At 36.3% G+C, this 21,145-nt stretch carries 27 protein-coding genes; 15 read left to right on the top strand and 12 right to left on the bottom strand.

The genetic code is table 11. The features are described 5' to 3' along the window. Positions 1-29: 29 nt before the first annotated feature. Genes SUSAZ_07645 through SUSAZ_07610 form a run of 8 tightly spaced genes read right to left on the bottom strand, consistent with a single transcriptional unit; the run spans position 30 to position 8,743 of the window. The gene (locus tag SUSAZ_07645) at positions 30-995 is read right to left on the bottom strand and encodes a phosphoribosylaminoimidazole synthetase (protein ID AHC51829.1); all 966 of its coding nucleotides are present in this window, start codon (positions 993-995) and stop codon (positions 30-32) included. After that, positions 989-2,437: a phosphoribosylamine--glycine ligase gene (locus tag SUSAZ_07640; protein AHC51828.1), complete on the bottom strand. Its 1,449-nt coding sequence runs from the start codon at positions 2,435-2,437 to the stop codon at positions 989-991. The genes SUSAZ_07645 and SUSAZ_07640 overlap by 7 nt, the downstream gene beginning before the upstream one ends. Continuing rightward, the gene (locus SUSAZ_07635) at positions 2,431-3,645 is read right to left on the bottom strand and encodes an amidophosphoribosyltransferase (protein ID AHC51827.1); all 1,215 of its coding nucleotides are present in this window, start codon (positions 3,643-3,645) and stop codon (positions 2,431-2,433) included. The genes SUSAZ_07640 and SUSAZ_07635 overlap by 7 nt, the downstream gene beginning before the upstream one ends. Before the next feature lie 5 nt (positions 3,646-3,650). After that, on the bottom strand, positions 3,651-4,985 hold the full coding sequence (locus SUSAZ_07630) for an amidophosphoribosyltransferase (GenBank protein ID AHC51826.1): 1,335 nt from the start codon (positions 4,983-4,985) through the stop codon (positions 3,651-3,653). Next, positions 4,978-7,110 carry a phosphoribosylformylglycinamidine synthase gene (locus SUSAZ_07625; GenBank protein AHC51825.1) on the bottom strand — a complete coding sequence of 711 codons (2,133 nt, stop codon included), beginning with the start codon at positions 7,108-7,110 and terminating at the stop codon, positions 4,978-4,980. The genes SUSAZ_07630 and SUSAZ_07625 overlap by 8 nt, the downstream gene beginning before the upstream one ends. Next, positions 7,100-7,780: a phosphoribosylformylglycinamidine synthase gene (locus tag SUSAZ_07620; GenBank protein AHC51824.1), complete on the bottom strand. Its 681-nt coding sequence runs from the start codon at positions 7,778-7,780 to the stop codon at positions 7,100-7,102. Before SUSAZ_07620 ends, SUSAZ_07625 begins: the two co-directional genes overlap by 11 nt. Beyond that, positions 7,761-8,039 carry a hypothetical protein gene (locus SUSAZ_07615; GenBank protein AHC51823.1) on the bottom strand — a complete coding sequence of 93 codons (279 nt, stop codon included), beginning with the start codon at positions 8,037-8,039 and terminating at the stop codon, positions 7,761-7,763. The genes SUSAZ_07620 and SUSAZ_07615 overlap by 20 nt, the downstream gene beginning before the upstream one ends. Continuing rightward, positions 8,036-8,743 carry a phosphoribosylaminoimidazole-succinocarboxamide synthase gene (locus SUSAZ_07610; protein ID AHC51822.1) on the bottom strand — a complete coding sequence of 236 codons (708 nt, stop codon included), beginning with the start codon at positions 8,741-8,743 and terminating at the stop codon, positions 8,036-8,038. The genes SUSAZ_07615 and SUSAZ_07610 overlap by 4 nt, the downstream gene beginning before the upstream one ends. 108 nt (positions 8,744-8,851) lie before the next feature. Here SUSAZ_07610 and SUSAZ_07605 point away from each other — a divergent pair, with 108 nt between their 5' ends. Genes SUSAZ_07605 through SUSAZ_07595 form a run of 3 tightly spaced genes read left to right on the top strand, consistent with a single transcriptional unit; the run spans position 8,852 to position 10,792 of the window. Further along, positions 8,852-9,193, top strand: a complete 342-nt coding sequence (locus tag SUSAZ_07605; GenBank protein ID AHC51821.1) for a methionyl-tRNA synthetase — start codon at positions 8,852-8,854, stop codon at positions 9,191-9,193. After that, on the top strand, positions 9,187-10,176 hold the full coding sequence (locus tag SUSAZ_07600; protein ID AHC51820.1) for a GTP-binding protein: 990 nt from the start codon (positions 9,187-9,189) through the stop codon (positions 10,174-10,176). Before SUSAZ_07605 ends, SUSAZ_07600 begins: the two co-directional genes overlap by 7 nt. Further along, a complete protein-coding gene (locus SUSAZ_07595) occupies positions 10,157-10,792 on the top strand; it encodes a radical SAM protein (GenBank protein ID AHC51819.1) in 636 nt (211 codons plus the stop codon). The genes SUSAZ_07600 and SUSAZ_07595 overlap by 20 nt, the downstream gene beginning before the upstream one ends. Here SUSAZ_07595 and SUSAZ_07590 read toward each other — a convergent pair. Next, a complete protein-coding gene (locus SUSAZ_07590) occupies positions 10,715-11,347 on the bottom strand; it encodes a hypothetical protein (protein AHC51818.1) in 633 nt (210 codons plus the stop codon). The genes SUSAZ_07595 and SUSAZ_07590 overlap by 78 nt on opposite strands. 20 nt (positions 11,348-11,367) lie before the next feature. On the opposite strand from SUSAZ_07590, the gene SUSAZ_07585 reads away from it, so the two are divergent. The 4 genes from SUSAZ_07585 (at position 11,368) to SUSAZ_07570 (ending at position 13,969) form a co-directional block, all read left to right on the top strand. Beyond that, entirely contained in the window at positions 11,368-11,772 is a 405-nt protein-coding gene (locus tag SUSAZ_07585) for a hypothetical protein (GenBank protein AHC51817.1), read from the top strand. Continuing rightward, the gene (locus SUSAZ_07580) at positions 11,762-11,860 is read left to right on the top strand and encodes a hypothetical protein (GenBank protein ID AHC52544.1); all 99 of its coding nucleotides are present in this window, start codon (positions 11,762-11,764) and stop codon (positions 11,858-11,860) included. The genes SUSAZ_07585 and SUSAZ_07580 overlap by 11 nt, the downstream gene beginning before the upstream one ends. A 566-nt stretch (positions 11,861-12,426) precedes the next feature. Next, positions 12,427-12,936 (top strand): hypothetical protein, encoded by a 510-nt coding sequence (locus SUSAZ_07575; GenBank protein AHC52543.1) that lies wholly within the window; start codon positions 12,427-12,429, stop codon positions 12,934-12,936. A gap of 22 nt (positions 12,937-12,958) precedes the next feature. Further along, positions 12,959-13,969 (top strand): phosphate uptake regulator PhoU, encoded by a 1,011-nt coding sequence (locus SUSAZ_07570; GenBank protein ID AHC51816.1) that lies wholly within the window; start codon positions 12,959-12,961, stop codon positions 13,967-13,969. Here SUSAZ_07570 and SUSAZ_07565 read toward each other — a convergent pair. The 3 genes from SUSAZ_07565 to SUSAZ_07555 are packed head-to-tail and all read right to left on the bottom strand — an operon-like array spanning position 13,953 to position 15,823. Next, the gene (locus SUSAZ_07565; protein AHC51815.1) at positions 13,953-14,609 is read right to left on the bottom strand and encodes a hypothetical protein; all 657 of its coding nucleotides are present in this window, start codon (positions 14,607-14,609) and stop codon (positions 13,953-13,955) included. The two genes, SUSAZ_07570 and SUSAZ_07565, sit on opposite strands and share 17 nt — an antisense overlap. Then, on the bottom strand, positions 14,584-15,243 hold the full coding sequence (locus SUSAZ_07560) for an orotidine 5'-phosphate decarboxylase (GenBank protein AHC51814.1): 660 nt from the start codon (positions 15,241-15,243) through the stop codon (positions 14,584-14,586). Before SUSAZ_07560 ends, SUSAZ_07565 begins: the two co-directional genes overlap by 26 nt. Continuing rightward, entirely contained in the window at positions 15,230-15,823 is a 594-nt protein-coding gene (locus SUSAZ_07555; GenBank protein ID AHC51813.1) for an orotate phosphoribosyltransferase, read from the bottom strand. Before SUSAZ_07555 ends, SUSAZ_07560 begins: the two co-directional genes overlap by 14 nt. Before the next feature lie 71 nt (positions 15,824-15,894). Between SUSAZ_07555 and SUSAZ_07550 the strand changes: the two genes are divergently transcribed. From SUSAZ_07550 to SUSAZ_07515, 8 genes are all read left to right on the top strand, one after another. Continuing rightward, positions 15,895-16,794 (top strand): aspartate carbamoyltransferase, encoded by a 900-nt coding sequence (locus SUSAZ_07550; protein ID AHC51812.1) that lies wholly within the window; start codon positions 15,895-15,897, stop codon positions 16,792-16,794. Position 16,795: 1 nt separating this feature from the next. Further along, entirely contained in the window at positions 16,796-17,290 is a 495-nt protein-coding gene (locus tag SUSAZ_07545) for an aspartate carbamoyltransferase (GenBank protein ID AHC51811.1), read from the top strand. 77 nt (positions 17,291-17,367) lie between these two features. After that, positions 17,368-17,910, top strand: a complete 543-nt coding sequence (locus SUSAZ_07540) for a DHOdehase electron transfer subunit t (GenBank protein AHC51810.1) — start codon at positions 17,368-17,370, stop codon at positions 17,908-17,910. Beyond that, complete coding sequence (gene pyrC, locus SUSAZ_07535; protein AHC51809.1) at positions 17,882-19,051, top strand: dihydroorotase; 1,170 nt, start codon at positions 17,882-17,884, stop codon at positions 19,049-19,051. Before SUSAZ_07540 ends, pyrC begins: the two co-directional genes overlap by 29 nt. Then, the gene (locus SUSAZ_07530) at positions 19,029-19,904 is read left to right on the top strand and encodes a diguanylate cyclase (protein ID AHC51808.1); all 876 of its coding nucleotides are present in this window, start codon (positions 19,029-19,031) and stop codon (positions 19,902-19,904) included. Before pyrC ends, SUSAZ_07530 begins: the two co-directional genes overlap by 23 nt. Continuing rightward, a complete protein-coding gene (locus SUSAZ_07525) occupies positions 19,901-20,212 on the top strand; it encodes a hypothetical protein (protein ID AHC51807.1) in 312 nt (103 codons plus the stop codon). The genes SUSAZ_07530 and SUSAZ_07525 overlap by 4 nt, the downstream gene beginning before the upstream one ends. Next, positions 20,184-20,492 (top strand): hypothetical protein, encoded by a 309-nt coding sequence (locus SUSAZ_07520; protein ID AHC51806.1) that lies wholly within the window; start codon positions 20,184-20,186, stop codon positions 20,490-20,492. Before SUSAZ_07525 ends, SUSAZ_07520 begins: the two co-directional genes overlap by 29 nt. Next, positions 20,489-21,100 carry an antibiotic resistance protein MarC gene (locus SUSAZ_07515; GenBank protein AHC51805.1) on the top strand — a complete coding sequence of 204 codons (612 nt, stop codon included), beginning with the start codon at positions 20,489-20,491 and terminating at the stop codon, positions 21,098-21,100. Before SUSAZ_07520 ends, SUSAZ_07515 begins: the two co-directional genes overlap by 4 nt. Positions 21,101-21,145: the final 45 nt, after the last annotated feature.

Genomic DNA, 21,145 nt, shown 5'->3' with positions numbered 1-21,145 from the left:
CTCAGAGTTTAAAAGGACTATATTATATATTACAAATATACAATAGAATTTTTGTAGGTTGAAATCTTTATACCGTTGCCTTCTGTTACTATTCCCAATTCGTAAACCACGTCATTTCTCTTTGCTAAGATATCAATAACATCGTCTTTCAATTTTTTATCCACAAAAATCACCATTCCAACTCCCATATTGAACACCTTATACATTTCCTCATGACTAACGCCCGCACTCTCTATTGTCTTAAATATATCCAAAGGCTCAGGCATTTTAAGAGATATTCCAAACTTGGTTATCCTTCTTAACTTCGAAAAAGAACCACCAGTTATATGGGCAACAGCCTTAATTTTATCCTTAACAGACAACACTGATTTAACATAGATTTTTGTGGGTTTCATTAACTCTTCAGCCCATTCGTCTAATCTTAACTTTCCTTCATCTATCAACTTCCTTATTAGAGAGTAACCGTTAGAGTGAACCCCATTACTAGCTAAGCCTAAAATCACATCTCCAGGTCTCACATCCTCCCCAGTTTTCAGTGTATCGGCAATTCCAATAGCAGAGCATGATAGATCATATCCTTTGATTACACCAGGCATTATTGCGGTTTCACCTCCTATAATACTAACCTCTGCCTCCTCAGCACCTGCTTTCAAACCCTTCATAACTTTCTGTATCACGTCATCCATTTCCCCTTCTAAAGCTAAATAATCAACAACAGCTATCGGTCTTGCACCCACACAAACTATATCATTAACGTTCATAGCAATGCAGTCAACCCCCGTGGGCTCAATGATACCTGTCTTTAGCGCTAAAAGAGTCTTAGTACCTACCCCATCCACATGCATTGCCAAATACTTATTATCAAACTTTATCACGCCAGCATAATGTCCTATTCCCACTTCAAGCTTGGTTGAACCCAAATAATTAGCTATGAAATTATGGTACTGCTTAAGTTTATCCAAATTTACGCCAGATTTACTGTATTCACTCACCATAGACCACCATTTGGTGACCAATCTGCACTTACGCCCAAAATCCCCTTAGATTCACGGGACTTATACGAAAATCTGACTATTTCGGCTTTTTCCGCTTGCTGAGAGATAGTCCTTCCAATATCGTGTCTAAATATCAACTTTGTATCCGAAGAAACCAAGGAGAAACACCTATCCAGTTTCTCTACAGCCTTATCATAGTCATCGACTACTGTGATTTCAAGAGCTCTTGAACCTTTTGTTATAAGTTTTCCTCCTTCCTGTGATATTGAACCGAAATATACATTACAACCTATCTCCCTCATTCTAGGTAAATCTAACCAAATTGTATGCCCAGTTGCCATATTCTTATCTAATGGATAACCTAAAGGTGCTACGGCTTTAACAATTGATGACTTCTCATTAATTTCTATTTTAGCTTTATTCAAGTGAGAGGTTGCAAGCAACTCTAAGGTTCTTCCGAAATCACTAGTAATTCTAGGAATTATGGCAGAGGTCTCAGGATCCCCTAATCTTGAATAATACTCTATAATCGTGGGTCCCCATATGGCAGTTAACATCATTTGACCAGACAGTATACCAACATAAGCCTGATTCACTTCCTTTGCAATTGCGTCTGCAGTTTTTCTAACTATCTCAAAAGATTTATCAAATTCTTCCCTATTTATAAACGGCAATAAATAGTCTGGTCCAGATATAGACCCCATACCACCGGTCTCCGGACCTATTCCGTCCTCATATGCGTTCTTGTAATCTTGAGCTAAAGGCAGAGGCAAATAGCTTTTACCATCGGTTAGAACGTGAAGAGTATATTCTGGTCCATCTACTTTCTCCTCGATGAGAATTTTCACATCTCCCTTTACCAAGCTAGCTACGTTCTCGACACCTTTACTTAAAGCACTTCTTTTTTCCTCACTTAAATAAGCCTGTAAATCTGCAACCACTTTAACTCCTCTACCACCTACTTGTTCTGCAGGTTTAACTGCAACTGAGCCGCCATATTCGAGAATAAATTTAGCAGCTTCCTGCATGTTATTAAAATATCTGAATCTGAGCCTTCCTGGAATTTCATATTTCCACATTAACTCTCTCATCCAAACCTTAGATTTCTCGATCATTGCACCATCTGCATTGGGTCCAACTACTGGGATACCTTCTCTTCTGAACTCATCTGCTATACCATGGAATAGAGGCTCCTCTGGACCAATTACACCAAAATCTGGATTGACTTGTTTAATAGCTCTCCTTACTTCCTCCACCGAATTTATATTTCCTATTAAGTACTCACCATTAGTCTTTATAACAATCTCATTTATTCCTGGATTTTTGTAGCTTGAAAAAGCGAAGACTCTATATCCCACTTCTGAACTTCCTAGTGCTTCTGCTAATACATTTTCTCTAGCTCCTTCACCTATTAAGAGAACTTTCTTCATGCTCATCACCATCTAGGAAAGAGGTTAGTCATGCAACCAACGCATAAATTTCGATGACCAACTACTCTGTAAAGTCCCTCAAGACTTAGCCAATATATTGAGTCTGCACCCATAACTTTAGTTATTTCGTTATCTGGAAGATTGGCTGCTATGAGCTCCTTTTCTTCAGGAACTTGCATACCATAGGGACATTTGGCAATTAGCTTAGGACTGCCAATTAGCACATGTACTTCCTTGGCTCCTAATACTCTTAAGTTAAAGATGGTGTTCTTTAATGTTCTCCCAGTTACCATAGAATCATCAATTAATATTACCCTTTTTCCCTTAACAGCAGATTTTATGGGATTAAGCTTTAATTGAACACCAATAACCTTGAGGAAATCATCCGAGGCTAACATCGTCCTTATAGGACTGCCTGTCCTGGTGAAGCCTAAAGAGAATGGTATTCCGGATTTATGGGAATAGCCTATTGCGTATGGTATTGCAGTGTCTGGGACTCCTATTACTACATCTCCTTCAATTTTCCTCTCTTCAGCTAGCTGTTCACCTATCCTAACCCTTATATCGTAGATATTACCATCAAAAACGTAACTGTCTATCCTTGACTGATAAATTATATCAATGGAGCAGTATCTAGAGGACGATAATTCCTTAAGTCTCTTGTAGGACACAGAATATGAGTCTATATAAACTAACTCTCCTGGCTTTATTTCCCTTTTCAACTCACCACCAATCACTGAAATACCTGGTGTTTCAGAAGACAATATGGCTAGATCAAATCCGAAACCGCCTATTTCCAGTGGCTTTACTCCAAGTTCGTCCCTATAACCGATCATTCTTCCGTCTTTTGATAGAAAGACTAAAGAAAAGACGCCGTCAGCTTCCATTAGGGCAGTCTCAGGATCCTTGTATAGCTTTTTACTGAGTTCATTGAGATCAGTCTTCACTACTCCATCTATCACTAAAACACCATAATCTGTAGTATAAGGATACTTCTTTTCTAATCCTGTATATGCGACGCCAGCCCATCCCTGAATCTCTGGAAGCTCTAAGTCTTCAGGTGCTGAGTCTCCTGAGATAGTAAAAAATCCTTTATCACTTAAAGTTGAGATACCACTTCTTGAATAGCCTCTATGTTGTAAGCCTATTATACCATAGTACAAAAATTTACTTATGTTCCAGATTTTATCAAATGCATATACACCTAGTATACCTGCCATCACACTCACCCTTTCATACTTACACTGAGTTTAGAAAAATCATACGAATGTTTAAGAGGATATATACCTGAAAAACATGCGTGACATAAATCTTGTCTACCAATTGCCTTAATCATCTCATCTATAGAGAGGTATTCAACAGAATCTGCTCCAATGGACTTTGCAATCTCCATCTCGTTTTTATCATTTGCGATTAATTCCTTCTTGTTCGGAAAGTCTATACCCATATAGCAGGGATACTTGATCATAGGTGAACCAATTCTCACATGAACCTCACTTGCACCATTTTCTCTAATTAGTTTCACTAATTTTTTCATTGTTGTACCTCTAACTATAGAATCATCTATTAATACAATTTTCTTGTTTCTTACTACCTCACCAACAACTCCGAATTTCTCCTCAACAATACTTTCCCTCTTATCCTGGGAAGGCATTATAAAAGATCTCTTAGATACTGATGTTCTAACTAATCCATATTCGAGAGGAATCCCGGATTTTCTCGAAAATCCTAGGGCAATTGGTACTGAGGACTCCGGTACAGGAACCACAATATCTACTTTTACTGAATGGTTCTCAGCTAATATCTCACCTAACCTCACTCTAGCCCTATAGACTGAAACTCCGTCTATTATTGAGTCAGCCCTAGAGAAGTAAATATACTCAAAGGAACAAAAATGAACTTCGTCCCTAGCTACAATCTCGCTTTCAATTGAACCATTCTTGATGTATATCATCTCACCGGGTTTAACATCTCTAACCACTATTCCTCCCAACTGTCTTATTGCAGAATCTTCAGACGCTATAATATAGCCTGAGCCTAATTTCCCTAAAACCAAAGGTCTAAAGCCTTTAGGATCTCTTAAACCGATTAGTTCACCCTTATTGGTTAAGACAACTAAGGAATAACCACCATCTGCTAAGTCTACTAATTTTCTTATCCCTTGTCTTATATCTTCTTGGTTTTTCAGTACTTCATAAATGAATTCAGTATCAATTCTTACGTTATAATTAATATAATTTGGAATAGTTCCATTAAACGCTAGAGCGATTTTGCCGTCGCTTAGAGGTTGAGCTTCATCTATTACTCCCCGTCCTGTAGTTGAGTATCTTACGTGACCAATAGAGAAGTTCGATGATTTAAGAATTATTGGGTCTAATGCATCTTCCACAAGTCCTAGTCCCTTAACAGTGCTAAGTCGATCCTTATCGAGGAATGTTATTCCAGCCGATTCCTGACCTCTATGTTGGAGAAACTTCAAAGTCTCATATACAATTCTTGGTGCATTGGGAACATTATGAATTCCAACTATTCCGCAATGTTCCTTTATCTTGCTAATCACTTGTCACCTCTTCTAGATATCTATAATAATTATTTACTTCTCTAGTCAGGTCTATTTTCTTTCCTTCCCTTAGCCACATTACGTATTGTTCTCTAGTGACTTCTCCTATTTTAGATACATAAATTCCTCTACTTTGGCTTTCGAGCCAATTAATATCATCCTCTCTTTCACTTAAAACAATGAATCTTCCTCCATTCTCAGAAAATAGCTTGGAAATTACGTCATCGCTATCTGAAGGTATTAAATTAGTATCAATTGAGACGCCAAATCCCCTTACAAGTATAGGTAGTAACGCTCCTACTAAACCACCTTTACTAATGTCTTTTGCGAAAATTATTTTCCCATCATTTATTGCCTTAATCACAAGTTCGCTTGACAGAAATTCCTCATTTAACCTAGTCTTAGGCACGTCTCCATAATTCCCAAATATTTTACCTAATAAGGAACCTCTCATCTCCTCCCTGGTAAATCCAATCATAATTATTGACGCGCCCTCAGTAATCTTAGGTCTCAAAAACTTGTCTTGTACTAATCCAGCCATGACAACCAAGGGTGTTGGCTTAATTGGTTTCCCCTCCCTATTTTCGTTGTAAAATGATACCTTACCCCCAACTATAGGGGTACCGAAATACTTTGAAGCCTCTGCTATACCCCTTACTGCCTCAACAAACTGATAGTATACTTCAGGTTTCTTAGGATCTCCGAACTGTAAATGATCTACAACACCTATCCCCTTAGCGCCCACTGTGGCTAGATTTCTATATGCCTCTGCTACAATATATCTACCACACTCATAGGAATCTTCTGCGCATAAATCAGGGTTAGCATCACCCTTGATTGCTAATAGCTTACCATTTGGTAAAGATATTAAGCCTGCATCAGCCTCACCGGGTTTGAGCACTGTAGATGTTCCTACCTCATAATCAAACTGGGAATATGCCCAGAATTTGCTTACAAGGTCTGGATAAGATAGAATCTCCTTCACAGCTACTTCTAGGTTTATATTAGGTTTTTCATGGTATATTGAGTACTTAGTTTTTTTAACACCCCACTTATATCTAGGTGGATTCAAGAGTAAACTTGAGGGTAAATTCACAACCTCTTTTCCCTTGTATAAGAATCTAATACTAGTATCATTAGTGAACTCTCCAATAACTGCGCAAGGATATTCATAATACTCAAATGCTTCACAAACCTCCTTTACTCTCTCTGGTTTTACAGCAAATACCATTCTCTCCTGGGTTTCGGAGACTAGAATTTCTCCAGGTGTTAAATCCTTGACACGCAAGGGAATCTTGTCCAGTTCGACCTCTACACCTAATCCGTTAGCCATTTCAGTGATTCCGACAACTAGTCCACCACCACCTAAGTCCTTGATTGCCTCTACCTTATCAGCGATTTGAATAGTTACATCTAAAACTATTTTCCCAGCGAAGGGATCTGCAATCTGAACCGCACCTATCTCATCTTCTCCGCTAAGTTTCCTAGATGCAAAGGATGCACCTCCAAGTCCATCCAGACCAGTTAAACCAACAAGAACAATCTTTAGCCCTGCCTCTTTTACTACACTTGGTACGATCTTATCCTTCTTTACAACACCTAGTCCAGCTACATCAACTAATGGATTATCATTATACGTTTCGTCAAATGCTAGTTCACCTGCAACTACAGGAACACCTATACTATTTCCATAAAATCCTATACCTGCTATTATGTTCTTTAACAACCATCTATTCCTTGAATTATTAAGATTACCAACCCTAATCATATCAAGTAAGGCTATAGGTCTAGCGCCTTTACTGATTATATCTCGTATTATTCCTCCAATTCCTGTTGCTGCTCCGTTAAAAGGATCAATGGCAGATGGATGATTATGGCTCTCCAGTTTGAGGACTACAGCCCATCCGTCCCCTACGTCTAACGCCCCTGCGTCTTGCCAATCCTCTATACCCATTATTACTCTTTCGCCCTCACTGGGAAAACTCCTCAAGAATATTTTTGATGATTTATATGAACAATGCTCTGACCATAGGGCATCTACAACTAACCATTCCTCCTCTTTCGGCTCCCTTCCTAAAAACTTCCTCACTAGCTCCATTTCCTGAGAGGATAAACTAAGCCTCAATTCTTTTCAACCCCCTTAATAGTAATAAACCATCTGTCTCCCCGTCTGGAGACGTTAAATTGAAAGAGGCTCTTTCAGGATGAGGCATCATACCTATAACATTACCACTCTCATTGGCTATACCTGCAATGTTATAGATAGAGCCATTAGGATTATTTTTATCATCAACGTTACCATTCTCATCAGAGTAGAGAAAAACTGCAATTCTTTTTGCCATCTCAGAGTCATTATGGTAATATCTCCCTTCAGCGTGAGCTATGGGTACTCTAACTACAGTTTTAGTTAAACCTCTGGTGAGAACAGTATCAAACCTATTTACCTTCAGATAAACCCATTTGCTCAAGAAACGTAAATTCAGGTTAGGTAATAATGCACCCTGAAGTATCCCACTTTCCACCAAGATCTGAAAACCATTACAGATTCCGATAACTACTTTTCCAGCATCTGCCATCTCTTTTATTTTTTTCATGGTCTCTGTACTAGCAGCAATACTCCCAGCTCTCAGATAATCTCCGAAGCTGAATCCACCTGGGATAATTACTGCCTTAAAGTTATCAGGATCAAAGTCCTTATGTCTAACTATTTCGCTTTCTACCCCTACCTCTTTAAGAGCTTTGTAGACATCAATCTCGCAAGTGGTTCCTGGGAACTTAATTACCGCTACCCTCACTCCTTGACACCCTAATAATGATCTTATGAACAATAGGGTTGAATAGTCTCATTTCCTCAGCTATTCTCTTCACTGTCTCTTGAGCTTCTTCAGAAGAATTACTTTCTATTCTGAAAAGTAAATACTTACCAGCCCTAGTTTCTCTTACCTTATTTGTGGATTTCTGTACAACATAACGTTGAATTGTCTCTCCTTCAGGATCTCTTATACCATCCTTACTGATTATTATGAGCTCAACGTTATATAACGTCTTCATCACCTTGATATCAAGTTAAAGAAGTCTTCGTATGCTTTCTTTACTACCTCTAATGACTCGCCTTTTCTGTACAAGTCTTTATCTAAAATTTTGTTTGTTTTTTCATCTCTAACTCTCATTGAATCAAGCGTTATCTCGTCTCCAACAATCAAATTGTTATCTTTATCTTTTCCGAACTCGAGCTTCAAATCGTATAAGACCAAACCCCTCTCTTTAAGGAAGTTTTTCATTACAACATTTACCTTAACTATCACTTCCTCGACTATTTCAGCTTCCTTCCTGGTTAACAAGTTGAAGTACTGTAAGTGAGAGTAATTTAATAATGGGTCATGCCTTAAATCGTCTTTAAGGAAAAATTCCACTATTGGAGGATCAAATACCTCTCCCTCTTTTATAGGTAATCTCTTTACTATGCTTCCAGTTGCGATGTTTCTTAGAACTACCTCTACTGGAATCATCTTCAATTTAGTAACTATCATCGTTTTTTCGTCATACATACCAACGTAATGAGTTCTGATATCGTTCTTCTCTAATAATCTGAAGAACAGCGCTGAAGTTTGAGCATTTAAAATACCTTTACCCGGAAGTTCATCTTTTCTAGCACCGTCCCCTGCTGTTATACTATCTTTAAATCTAAGAAGATAATGCTCAGGATCAAATTCATAAACTATTTTTGTTTTTCCCTCTGCGACCCTCTTAGGTTCCATATAAATTTTATACTCAAGTAATATAAAAAACTATCCTATTTACGTGATGGTATTTTTACTTTATTAAGTAAATGACTCTTTTTATGACAGAGTGTAAACGAAGATATTATGAGCGAGATAACAATAGACGACTTCGCAAAAATGGATCTACGAGTGGGGATAGTTAAAGAAGCTGAAAGGATAGAAGGAACTAAATTACTAAGGTTAATTGTAGACCTAGGAACTGAAACTAGGCAGATAATAAGCGGAATCGCAGAGTATTATACACCACAGGAGCTATTGGGTAAAAAGGTTGTTGTCATAGTAAATTTGAAGCCTAGAAAAATAAGGGGATTTGAAAGTCAGGGAATGATACTAGCTGCTGGATGTAAAGAAGATGAAGCAAAAGGAATAAAACCTAAGATATTAACTGTAGACGGGGAGACTCCCGCAGGAACGAAAGTATGTTGAATCCTTTTGAGAAAATTTCAATACCAAATGATCCTGAAACAGTTATAAAAACAATCCTTAACAGAATTCCAAAAATCAATGGAAATACTCCAAAGGACAGAGAAATAAGGAGAATAAAATATGTTGTGGAACAAGTTAGGAAATATCGTGTTTTTTTAGACACTTTTCCAAAAATAGATAATCTTCACCCCTTCTATAGAGAACTTTTGGAAATAACTTCAGGAGATATAGGACATTTTCAAAGATGCCTATCTGCAATTAAGAAAAGTGTATTATTAGCTGAGAAACTTTCAGATGAATATATCTCGCTCATAAAGAGGGATTCACAAAATAGACCAAATAAATATATGAGACAATACGTCGGAAGAGTCTTCTCCGTACTAAGGAAGAGGAAGGAGTGTATTGACTTAGTAATTAGAATTTCTAAGGAATTAAAGAAATTACAGACCATCGATCCCTATTTGCCTACAATAATAGTTGCAGGACCACCCAATGTTGGTAAAAGCAGCTTAGTGAGTAAAATATCCTCAGCTAAACCTGAGATAGCATCATACCCATTTACCACCAAGGAGATACATGTTGGACATATAACATCTGGTATATTAACTGTCCAAGTTATAGATACGCCAGGGATATTAGATAGACCTATGAAAGACAGAAACGTGGTAGAGTTAAAGGCTATTAATGCGATTAAGAACTTAAATGGCATAATCCTGTTCTTATTTGACGCATCAAACTCATCAATGTATACTCATAAGGAACAACTTGATCTATATAGAGAAATAATCGGCTTAGGAAAAGTGGTCATTCCAGTGATCAATAAGATTGATGACCTGAATGAGGAACTTTATAACGCTATAAAAAATGAAATAAAAAATGAACAAATTTTTGAAATAAGTGCAGAGAAGAACGCTGGAATAAATGAACTTTTAAACTACGCTCTTAAACTATTATCGAAACAGAGTGAAGTATTGGATAATTGAGATATTCACATCGATTCAGGGAGAAGGAGAAGTAATTGGTACACCATCTAACTTCGTTAGATTAGCAGGATGTCATATGCGTTGCGTATGGTGTGATACCAAGTACTCTTGGCATAAATATGATGGTAAAGAGTTAAGCATTCAGGAGATTATCTCGAAAATTAACGTCTCGGTAAAGACTACGACTATAACAGGTGGAGAGCCCCTTCTACAAGACATAATCCCTTTAGCTGAAGAGTTAAAAAAACTAGAACAGAGGATAGTAGTAGAAACTAGTGGAACTATAAAGCCTAACCAAAAATTAAGAGAACTAATAGATGTTTTCTCTGTATCCCCTAAGTTAAGTAATGCAGGTTATAGATTAAAGTATAACTTTAAGGACGACGACTGGGCTACCTATTATAAATTTGTCATAGTTAATCCCAAGACCGATATACCTGAAGTAATAAAATTTGTAGAAGAAAACAGGATAGATCACAGAAAGGTTTTACTCCAGCCTGATGGAAGAAGGAACGATTATGTAAATGCCTTAAAGGAGTTAGCTGATTCTGTAATGGAATTTGGTCTCCAGTTTAGAGTCCTCCCCCAACTTCATAGAATCATTAGCTACAGATAATTCCACCGTATTCCTTAAATTGTTTAATTTTTCCTTTCCCTTGTTCAGGATTTCTAAAGAAACTGCTACCAAATGTTTTGCTTCCTCTTCTGGAAGATTAGGCTTAAGTAAATGAACCATCTTTACGCCTGTCCTTAGTTCCACCAAAATTCCTTTATCGTTAAAGGATAAAATCCCACTGTGTTTAAAACCAACGTCCCTAGCAAGTTTTAGAACATTTAATGCTTCCTCCATATCCTTGGTGTAAACGTGAATAATAGGTCCCTGAACAATAAGCCAAAGCCTTCGTACAATTCCCTTATCTAAAACATCGTATAGATCTTCTACCGTAAATTTCAAATGGTCTTTAAATACTACCGTGGAGTCCCTCCTTTCCCAAGGTAATTTAGCATCTATTATACTAATTCTACCACTGCAACTGCTTTGTGTATACGACTTCTGCCTGGAGAAGAACGCTTTTAAAATATCATATATATCAGGGTCTAGATAACCTATCTCCTTGTCTCTGTTTATCCTCTCCCAAGCTTTAGCCTTATATTCCTCCCAACTAGTCATGCTTACGCTTTTTATCCAATATGCATATAAATTATTTATGGATATACTCGATAAATTTCATTAAAGAAGAGAATGCAATAATTTATCTTAATGAAAATGAAATAAAAATAGACGACTTAAGAAGAGAGATACCTATAGGAGTAAGAGTTATATTAACAGGGAAGAACAAAAGGAAAAGACTCCTAGATCTCGGTCTTCTTAGCCTTATATTAAGAAAGTGTGAAAAAGGCGAGTACATAGTTGAGTTATTTCTAGATCTGTCCATTTCGATGAAGGATATAAAGGAGAAGATAGGAGTTTATACTGAATTAGAGTACTTAAGTCTATGTGATTTAGAAAGATTTAAAGAATTAGATAAGGATGTAATACATATATTGCAACAACTTAAAAATTTCGTACAGAATAGAAACAATAATGAACTGTGAAGCTGTAAGGGTTGATGCAGGGATTACGGAAGCAATAAGAAGAGCCCAGCTTGGTAATAGAGTTACACCATTGAAAAGGAAGAACTAGTTTTTGAATGTATAAATCCGGCTATATTCCTTCAGAGCTACTTATAGAGAATATCAAAATGGTCGATAAAATTCATTAGATCTAAATGACTTTCTGGAGAAGTAGATGTATACTATCAGATTCTCAGTGAGTATATGGATCAGGTCAAGGATAATTTTCAAGATTTGTTTAAAAAGTCAGCATCTATGTAGTAAAAGGTTGACCAGAAATCGAAGGATAGAGAGTGTTTGAAGTGGAAAAAGATATACATACACCACAGGTCGGCTCACAATATCTCCACCAGTCCTAAAATACTTACAATATCCGATTCCTTATTAATATAAAACATGTTGTAAACCTTTTTGGTCTGCAGTGAATTAACTGAGACTATCTAAAACAATCCTAATCATAGGTGGAGACGTGGCAAGAGTGAAAATTACAACATTATTCTAATGAACGGATATAAGTTCACGACGTGGAACTCAATATTAACTCGAACTAATGAAGAGCAGATATTGATGAGGTTTACTAAACCAATTTTTAGAGGTCAAAATATTCTTAAATGCTGGGATTAAAAGAAGATACTTGTGAAGAAAAGGACGATTGCTGAATTACTCACTGACATTCGGATGGCTAAGTATAAGATCGATATGTGGATAAGTAAAACTGAGAATAGAAATAAAGCGCTAGAAAGATTGTCGCTGTCAAACATAGGTAGATTTCCTTTGCTCAGTAAAGAATACATTAAAGAAACAGAGCTTACGAGGAAATACATAGTAACTTTGGTTCAACTAAAAATTTTATTAGAAATTCTTGAAATAAGACTAGAAACATTGATAATTTTAGGGAATGTAGTTACCTACCTATCTCCACTGGTAGAGGCATTGAACGAGTTAAAGGGACAATTAGGGGCATCTATAGAGTTTTCCCCTATAATTGATGAAATTATTGAGACTATAAGGACAGTCTATATAGCTCCCAACACTGTTCAGCAGAGTCCACAAATTAACGTGAAAGAGGAAGCTAAACAACTACTTAAAGAAGCTGAGGATGTAGCTAAGAAGGAGCTTAAAGAAAACTATAAAATTGAGATTTAAAACTATATAGTGAAAATAGAGTATGAGTAAACCTATAGTTAGGAGGATTCAATTAACAGGAGGGTCAACATATATCATCTCATTACCTAAAGGATGGGTCAAACAACATTCACTTAAACCAGGAGATGAAGTCGAAATTACTGAGGATAGGCAAATGAGACTAATTCTTATTCCTAGAGCTGGGAACGATACAGACAAGAAGGAGAGAAGTATAACCATGAATTGTGAAGGAGCTGATATCTCGTTCTTAGTAAGGGAAATTATAGCGTATTACATGGCAGGATACTCATTGGTTGACGTTTATTGTAACAAGTTTAATACAATGGAGAAGGAGAAGATAAAAGAATTAGTAAGAAATAGACTTTTAGGTGCTGAAGTTATAGATGAAAGCTCAAATAATATATCTATTCAATTCCTGGTCAATGAAAAAGATTTATCCATAACTAAATCATTAGGAAGAGCATTCAACATATCCTATAACATGTTTAGAGACGCATTAAATGGGTTACAAAAAGGAGATAAAGAGTTATCCAAGGAGATAAGAAATAGAGATGACGATGTGGATAGGTTTTTCTTCTATACCATAAGACAACTCTCGTTATCAGTTGAATATCCAGATATACTTGATGAAGAGAAGTTCAATCTCACTCAGCTTACTGATATCTCATCAATAGCTAAGTCTATAGAGAGAGTATCAGATCATGCAATACGAATAGCTGAACAGACTCAATCCATAGAGAGGTTAAACAACGAAACCGTATATAACCACGGTATGTCGGTGATCGAACTCTACAAAACGTCATTTTCAGCTTTTTCTAATAGAGATCGCAAGAGAGCCCATGATGTTATAAATAAGGGATTTGAGACACTAGATACTAATAGTAAACTCTCAGAAAACGTTATTATGAATTTTCATAGTTTAAAGGACGATAGTTCTACGTTAATAGTGTTAGACTCAATAAGAAGAGTAACAAGATATTCAATGGATATTGCTGAGGCTACTATAGATCTATTGGCTAAGCAAACTGAGTGAAGAGTAATTTAAGATTAGTGAATTTTTTAGAGGAATTCGAGTAAACATTAAGTAATTCCTGAAATGTTTTAACTTTTTTAACTTGTCTGCTTAATGTTTCAAGTTCTGACTTATCCTCTAAAGTATACACACCATTTCTAAAGAGGATTAAAGCACATTCATTTGAAGTCACACCTACAGCTAGATAATTTCGCATAAATAGAAAATCTGCTGTCTCTAAATCCTTATGAGAGAAGAAACAGATGCCTGGATGTGTATGAGTAGAGGCAAGAGCTGAGGGATGTGGCAAAACAACCTTATCCTCTTCACCCTCGAGAATCAGAAAGTATCCATCATCCAGTAATATATTGATATACTCTATCTCAGTCTCCTTAGTAGACCTTGCGTGCTCACTCATGGTAGTTCTAATGAAGTTTAGATATTTCTCTGCAAATACAGAATAAAGATGATAATAAGTGTAATTGCCTTTACCTACTTTAGAGTCGTAATAGCCTGACAGGGTGTATAAATTAACTAAATCTGTTGTAGGAACTTCACCGGTCTCTTCATGTATCTCTTCAGCCTTATCTATCAGTTCAGATATCCTAGCTAGTTCCTCGCTTAATTGATTCTTATCATGTTTGCCGAACTTTACACTCATTTATCGTTACCTTCTGATTATCAATAAATTCTATTAGCGTTTTTAAAGGCTCTCCAGAGTCATAAATGCTCCTTCCAATTATCTCATAATCAGCACCATTGCATATCGCTTCACCTATTTTGGCACCTTGGACACCAACACCAGGAGAAATAATTATCGTGTTTGGAAAATCTGATCTTGCTAACTTGAGCATTACAGGCTTAGTGGCACCTACAACTATTCCTTTAGGATTTGTCACACTGACTATGCTTTTCAAGTACTTATAATAATCGTCATTCCATCCTTTATGGGACATTGAAAGAACTAGATATAATCCCTTGTTCTTACTGTCAAGATAGTTTTTCAATTTATCTAAAGCTCCCTCGTAACCTATAAATGAATGAGAAATATAGGAGTCAGCGAACTGCTCTAGATTTCTTACAATAGATATCATAGTGGAATCTATATCAGCTAACTTTAGATCAAAGATTATCTCATCCCAGTTCAATTTCCTAATATCTTTAAGATAACCAAGACCACCTTCTAGCAATGTTACATAGCTAATTTTTATTTTGTTTATATACGTAGTGAAATCCTTTAGTAGGTTTATGGGCAAAATCTTATCTAAAGCTAAAATTATTCTAGCTTTTTCCAATATTTTTCACCATATAATCAGATATAAGCTTTTTTTCACTCTCTGCTATAAGATTTGACTTAATCAGAGAATTCAGTATTTCGCTTACCTTATATACCGACAATAACCTTATACCTACACTTTCTAATTTTTCAAAAGCCCCTTCTTCTCTATCGACTATAACTAGAGCATGTTCAACTTTACCTCCAGCTTTCCTTACCTCCTCCACTGCTTTAAGAATTGAACCACCAGTAGTAGCTACATCATCTACAACGATTACCTTCTTACCATCTACATCAGCTTCCAACAATCTTTCAGTCCCGTGACCCTTTTTCTCAGCTCTGATGTATCCCATAGGTTTATTCAACCTACAAGCAATAAATGAGGCAAATGGAACGCCTCCAGTAACGACTCCCAATATCATGTCAAAATTAATACCTTTTACTATGTCGACTGCAGAGCTAACGACAAATGAAAATATGTCAGGATGGTTGGGGAGTTTCCTTAAATCTAGGTAATAGGGACTAACTTTACCTGATGTTAACATAAAATTTCCTATCAAAAGCAATTTTTTATCAAGTAGAGCTTTCACGAAATCCATTTTAACCCTATTTAAACTGAAGGCAAAAGACTTTAAATATAATTTTAGACTAACCTTATTTAAGGGCGTTATTGAAACATATAATTTCGGCGTATAATTTTTCTCGTGATGAACTAGAGGACATATTTGCCCTAACAGACAAGTATAGTAAAAATCTAAACGATACGAAAAAAATACTTAATGGTAAGACAATATCAGTAGCGTTCTTTGAGCCCAGTACACGTACATATCTAAGTTTCCAAAAGGCAATAATCAATCTAGGAGGAGATGTAATAGGGTTCAGCGGAGAAGAATCAACCTCAGTCGCTAAAGGAGAGAATCTAGCTGATACAATAAGAATGTTGAATAACTATTCGGACGGTATTGTGATGAGACATAAATATGATGGTGCGTCTAGATTTGCATCAGAAATATCAGATATACCAGTCATTAATGCAGGAGATGGTAAGCACGAGCATCCTACCCAGGCTGTAATAGACATTTACACGATAAATAAACACTTTAATACAATTGACGGGTTAGTTTTTGCACTTCTAGGAGACCTAAAATATGCTAGAACAGTAAATAGTCTGCTTCGTATACTGACAAGGTTTAGACCGAAGTTAGTTTATCTAATTTCGCCTCAATTGTTAAGAGCTCGAAAAGAGATACTTGATGAGTTAAATTACCCCATTAAAGAAGTAGAGAACCCATTCGAAGTAATAAACGAAGTTGACGTTTTATATGTAACCAGGATACAAAAGGAAAGATTTGTAGATGAAATGGAATACGAAAAGATAAAAGGAAGTTATATTGTTAGTCTGGACTTAGCAAATAAAATGAAGAAAGATTCTATAATATTACATCCACTTCCTAGAGTTAATGAAATTGAAAGAAGGGTGGACAAAACCACCAAGGCAAAGTATTTTGAACAAGCCTCTTACGGTGTACCCGTAAGAATGAGTATACTTACTAAGATTTATGGTGAGTGAAATGGAGATCCAGAATAATAGAAAGGAACTAATGGTAAGTAAAATAAAGAACGGCACAGTCATAGACCACATACCGGCAGGAAGAGCATTTGCAGTACTTAATGTATTAGGTATAAAGGGACATGAAGGATTTAGAATTGCGTTAGTTATAAACGTAGATAGCAAGAAAATGGGTAAAAAGGATATCGTAAAGATTGAAGATAAGGAAATAAGCGACACGGAAGCTAATCTTATTACGCTAATAGCACCAACAGCTACAATTAATATAGTTAGGGAGTATGAAGTTATAAAGAAAACTAAGCTAGAGGTTCCTAAGGTAGTGAAGGGAATACTGAAATGCCCAAATCCTTACTGCATAACAAGTAATGATGTGGAAGCCATTCCCACTTTCAAAACATTAGCGGAAAAACCATTAAAAATGAGATGTGAGTATTGTGAGACAATAATTGACGAAAATGAGGTAATGAGTCAGATATTGGGTGCAAATAATAAATGAGCCTTACCTATTCAAAGGTTATAAAAGTAGAGCCTGACTATAACTACAATTCTTATAGAGTGATAATAGAGTCTGCCATTAATCCCTTGCCTGGACAATTTATAAGTGTCATATTTCCCTCAGAAAGAGAAATACCGCTGACAGTTGCAGATTATGAAAATAATTTACTAACAGTGTATATAGATTCTACAACTCTTCAGAAAAGATTTATGGAGAAGAAGAAAGTTCTACTAAAAGGACCTTTAGGAAAACCCTTAAACTATAAGGGGAAAAGGCTCCTGGGCATAATTAAAGATAAGAAGAATTACTTAGACATTCTCTATCCCTTAAAAGTAGGGAAAAGGCTTGGAATGGAAGTAAAAGTTTATTGTCTCGAGAACTGTAAAGATATAGAATTCGAGATTACAGACAAAATTGAGGGCGATATGATAATATCTTCAGCTCCAAAGGAAGACTTACATAGGCTCCCATCTGACTCTTTTGTATATTTAAGATGGGTTAAAATGAATTGTACATTAGGAGTTTGCGGAGAGTGTGAATATAAGGGCGTTATGACCTGTGTTGAGGGACCATTCGTACAGGTGAGTAGGATTGTGGATAAAAGGGAAAGCGTATTATGAAGGAGAAATAAAAGAAATCTGTATAAATTTTGATAGATTAATAAAGGAAATTAGGGCAAACTGCAAGCCTGATATGACTTTTACCAATGAAGAATTGATACTGCCTGCATCAGTTGATCTCCATGTCCACGTTAGAGGAGCACAATTGTCATACAAAGAAACTGTAGCTACAGCTACAAGTGAAGCAGTGTATGGCGGTGTTGGGGTTATAGTGGATATGCCAAACACTGTTCCTTACATTAATACCACAGATAGAATAAAGGAGAGATTAAGAGAATTTCAATTATATTCAAGAACTGACTACGGTATATATAGTGGTGTAAGCAAAGAAGTTGAAGAAATAGATAAATTACCCATAGCAGGATACAAAATATATCCTGAAGACCTGGAAAAGGAAGAAACAAGGCATGTTTTAGAAAAAAGTAAAAAATTGAAAGTACTACACCCAGAGATGCCCTTTGTCTCTAAGATCGAAAGGAGTCTAAGAAGAAGTTATTGGATGGAAACTGCTTCCATCAATTTGGTGAAAGGAAATGTGCATATTACCCATATAACCAACTTCGAAACACTGGAATTGGCTAAAAGTATGGGCTTCACCACGGATATAACAACACATCACCTTGTTGTAGATGGCGAAAGGGACTGTATAAGCAAAGTTAACCCACCTATCAGGGATTATGTTACGAGACTTAAACTATTCTTAAAGGGGTTATTTGAAGTGGATTGTATTGCAAGTGACCATGCTCCACATTCAAAAGAAGAGAAGAAAATGAACTTTGATCTTTGCCCACCAGGAATAGCAGGTGTCTCTTTCTCAACACCGTATATATACTCATTAATGTTCAAGGGTTTAATCAGTATAGATAGGGCGATATCTCTATTATCCAGCAATCCCTCTAGAATCCTAAATATTCCAACTGGAAAGATAAAGGAAGGATATAGGGCTAATTTTACTGTAATAAAGAGAGAGAACTGGAGGTACACAACAAAATTCAGTAAAGTCACAGAGACACCAATGGATCGATTTAGTTTAGATGCTAAAGTCACAAACGTGATAGTTGAAGGTAAATTAGCATTTGATGGAGAGAATGTTTATCCTATAAGAGGTGTGAATATATTTGATTCAAGTAGCAGGAGTTAATTTTAAAGATCCTATAGTAATAGCGTCAGGTATTGTACCACCAACAAAAGAATATATGCAAAATGTATGTGAAAAGTATGAGCCTTCAGCAATAACCAGTAAGACTCTAACTTGTACACCATTAGAACCTCATAGATCACCTACTTTTGTGAAAATAAGTGATAGTTGCTATCTTAACGCCATAGGTTTAGGGAATCCTGGGATTCAAATTCTGAGAGATCTTAGTGAGATAAAATGTAAACTGATAATAAGCGTAGGCGGTAGTAATGTAAATGAATACATTGATGCTGTGTCTAAAATAAATGATATTCCCGTTATAATTGAGCTTAATGTGAGTAGCCCAAATAGAAGGGGTTTTGGCGAGTCCAATTTAACTTATGTGGAGGAAATAGTTAAGAATGTAAAGTCAATAGTGAAAAAACCAGTATTTGTGAAGTTAGGTCCTTGGGATAATATAGTAGAGATAGCTGGTAGGGCTCTTTCCGCAGGAGCAGATGGACTAACTTTGATTAATACACTTAAAGGAATGCTGATTGACGTTGAAGATTTTAAGCCTATACTGAGCTATGGTACAGGCGGAATATCCGGGAAATGTATACATGCATTAGCTGTAAGAGTTATTCATGACATTTTTAAGGAATATGAGCCTGAAATAATAGGAGTAGGAGGAGTCTTCGATTGGAGGGATGCAATAGAATTAATCTCGGTCGGTGCTAAACTGGTGGGATTAGGTACAGTTCTGGTAGAGAAAGGATTTGATGTAATACATGAGATAAGAGAGGGCATAGATACTTACCTAGAAGAGAAAGGATTAAAAGTTGAGGAAATAAGAGGAATAGGAGTGAAAAGATGAGTAGAATAGGAGTGAAAGGCAGAGATATGGAGTCTTTGCTGTATATGGGCAAGATTAAATCAGTTAATGTCGAGTATTGCGATGAAGCTAAAAAACAGGCTAAGGTGGTTGCAACTCTTGTTACTGGCGACGAGGTCGAAACTGAATGTATACCTGTGAGAGCAGCAGGAAAGATAAGTATTGTAATCAAGCATTATTTACGGATGGGAGTAGATAAGATGATAATTCGGGAAGGCGAAACTAAAAATATAAGAAATGTAGATACTGAAGAGGGAGAAGATGAAACTGAGAATAAACAAGATTCCTAAGAGCGAGGAAGACCTTGACACAATAAGAAGAGAAATAGAAGATGAACATCAACATGATGAACATGGAGAACATATAGATCAGCACATGCTTGACGAAATTTTATCAGCGCTACAACAGTTACAAATAAAGATAAATGAAACAAAGGACGATACTGAAAAATGTAAGGGGGAAATTTCCCGTATCTATTCAATACTTAGTAAACTTGTAGTTGCAACATTTACCGAAGATAAGGATCAAAGAATTAAAATCCTTAGAGAACTTTTATCTCAATTAGAATGAGTGAGAACCTAGCTATAACCATAGCAACAATAGTTGTAAAACTATTTGCTATTATAGATCCTTTTTCTGTGCTTCCATTTCTACTAGCAATATATGAAGAAGCAAATAGGGACTCACAGGAGAGAGTGTCTTGGAATTACATGATAAATAAGATTACTATCGCAATCCTAATTCTACTGACATTGTTTTCCTTGATCGGTAGACCCTTATTAGACTTCTTGGGACTTTCAGCACAAGCATTACAAATTGCAGGAGGAGTGTTATTAGTATATTTAGGAATTGACACCATGGGTGGATTTCAGCAGTTAAGATTCATAAGAAGTCTCAGAGAGGCAATAGTAACTCCAATAGCTACTCCACTATTAGTTGGACCCGGTACTATGACTGCGCTCATAAGTTTATCAGTGGATTATAATCCGCTAGAATTAGTAATAAGTAGTGGAATAGTGACCCTATTAGTCTATCTCTCGTTATTGAGTGGACCTTATCTAGTGAAAATCCTAGGACAGACTGGTACAGTTGCGGCAGGAAGATTTACCGCAATTATAATTGCAGCATTTGGCGTTCAACTTATACTATCCGGTATATCACAACTAAACTTTAAATGAAGAATCCTTATTAAGATAAAAATTTTTTAACAGGTCCATATATTT

Origin of the sequence: Sulfolobus acidocaldarius SUSAZ, assembly GCA_000508305.1 — an archaeon.
In the GTDB taxonomy this organism is placed as follows: domain Archaea; phylum Thermoproteota; class Thermoprotei_A; order Sulfolobales; family Sulfolobaceae; genus Sulfolobus; species Sulfolobus acidocaldarius_A.
The sequence above is the reverse complement of the archived record's forward strand: the minus strand, read 5'-3'. Positions and strand labels throughout refer to the sequence as shown.